Raw genomic sequence first — 1,600 nt, forward strand, 5'->3', positions numbered from 1 at the left:
ATGATGGCGAAGAGGCCACACCCGTTCCCATGCCGAACACGGAAGTTAAGCTCTTCAGCGCCGATGGTAATTGGGGGATCTCCCCCTGTAAGAGTAGGACATCGCCGGGCTTAGATAGTGGAGGATTAGCTCAGCTGGGAGAGCATCTGCCTTACAAGCAGGGGGTCGGCGGTTCGAGCCCGTCATCCTCCACCATTTAATTAAATAACTAAGAGCAGCTAGCAGAGCAAAGAGCGATGCTACGCTGAAATTGTGATGATTTGTCCTGACGCAAAACACGGTAGGAATACCGGAAGAGGAAAGGACATCGATAGTGAAAAAGCTTCAACTAAACATCGAGAGCCATTAGCTCAGCTGGCAGAGCATCTGACTTTTAATCAGAGGGTCGGAGGTTCGAATCCTCCATGGCTCACCATTTTTATGCGGGTGTGGCGGAATTGGCAGACGCGCTAGACTTAGGATCTAGTGTCTTTACGACGTGGGGGTTCAAGTCCCTTCACCCGCACCATAAAAAACAAAAAAGTGCGCCCGTAGCTCAATTGGATAGAGCGTCTGACTACGGATCAGAAGGTTAGGGGTTCGACTCCTCTCGGGCGCGCCATTTTTTTACGGGAAGTAGCTCAGCTTGGCAGAGCACTTGGTTTGGGACCAAGGGGTCGCAGGTTCAAATCCTGTCTTCCCGACCACTTTAGTTATTTATGGGGCCTTAGCTCAGCTGGGAGAGCGCCTGCTTTGCACGCAGGAGGTCAGCGGTTCGATCCCGCTAGGCTCCACTTATTATTTTGGCGGTGTAGCTCAGCTGGCTAGAGCGTACGGTTCATACCCGTGAGGTCGGGGGTTCGATCCCCTCCGCCGCTACCATTAAAATACGGACCCTTAGCTCAGTTGGTTAGAGCTGACGGCTCATAACCGTCCGGTCGTAGGTTCGAGTCCTACAGGGTCCACCATGAAGTTTTAAATTACATCGTCGCGGGATGGAGCAATGAGCGATACATCGTTGTTCAAACTGCGAATTGTCCTGACGGATACAACTTCAAAGCTTTACTTGTAGAGGAAAGGACAGTCACATTTTACATCATCGCGGGATGGAGCAGTCTGGTAGCTCGTCGGGCTCATAACCCGAAGGTCGCAGGTTCAAATCCTGCTCCCGCAACCAAATAAAATCTAACTACGTCGATTAACTTTATAGCTAGAGTTTGATCGTAGTCCCTTGGGTGCAACCAAATAAAACCTAACTTTTAGCAGAATTAATAAGGTCCCGTGGTGTAGGGGTCAACATGCCTGCCTGTCACGCAGGAGATCGCCGGTTCAAATCCGGTCGGGACCGCCATTTAAATTTAAAGTAAAACTAACATGGCTCGATAGCTCAGTCGGTAGAGCAACGAACGTTACATCATGAGTAATCGATGAGTTGTCCTGACGCAGCCTACATCGATAGCGTTTGCTTGTAGAGGAAAGGACAGAGGGTATCAGCACAGCATAAAATGATGGTCACCTATATTAACATGGCTCGATAGCTCAGTCGGTAGAGCAACGAACGTTACATCGTGACAAATCGATGAGTTGTTCCGACACAGCCTGCTTCGATAGCATAAGCTAG

Annotated in this window: 10 tRNA genes and 1 rRNA gene; all 11 read left to right on the top strand. The window is 49.8% G+C overall.

Annotation, left to right across the window (positions count from 1 at the left end):
• Positions 1-110: ribosomal RNA gene (rrf, locus tag FCL54_RS23585) — 5S ribosomal RNA — on the top strand; the annotation flags it as partial.
• Positions 111-119: 9 nt separating this feature from the next.
• Positions 120-195, top strand: a tRNA-Val gene (locus FCL54_RS23590).
• A gap of 144 nt (positions 196-339) precedes the next feature.
• Positions 340-415, top strand: a tRNA-Lys gene (locus FCL54_RS23595).
• A gap of 7 nt (positions 416-422) precedes the next feature.
• A tRNA-Leu gene (locus tag FCL54_RS23600) sits at positions 423-508 on the top strand.
• A gap of 16 nt (positions 509-524) precedes the next feature.
• A tRNA-Arg gene (locus tag FCL54_RS23605) sits at positions 525-601 on the top strand.
• A gap of 8 nt (positions 602-609) precedes the next feature.
• Positions 610-686, top strand: a tRNA-Pro gene (locus tag FCL54_RS23610).
• Positions 687-700: 14 nt separating this feature from the next.
• Positions 701-773 (top strand) — tRNA-Ala (locus FCL54_RS23615).
• A gap of 11 nt (positions 774-784) precedes the next feature.
• A tRNA-Met gene (locus FCL54_RS23620) sits at positions 785-861 on the top strand.
• Between the two features lie 9 nt (positions 862-870).
• A tRNA-Ile gene (locus FCL54_RS23625) sits at positions 871-947 on the top strand.
• Between the two features lie 132 nt (positions 948-1,079).
• Positions 1,080-1,156, top strand: a tRNA-Met gene (locus FCL54_RS23630).
• 98 nt (positions 1,157-1,254) lie between these two features.
• Positions 1,255-1,330 (top strand) — tRNA-Asp (locus FCL54_RS23635).
• Positions 1,331-1,600 lie beyond the last annotated feature (270 nt).

Origin of the sequence: Exobacillus caeni, from assembly GCF_005747095.1 — a bacterium.
GTDB lineage: Bacteria > Bacillota > Bacilli > Bacillales > Guptibacillaceae > Exobacillus > Exobacillus caeni.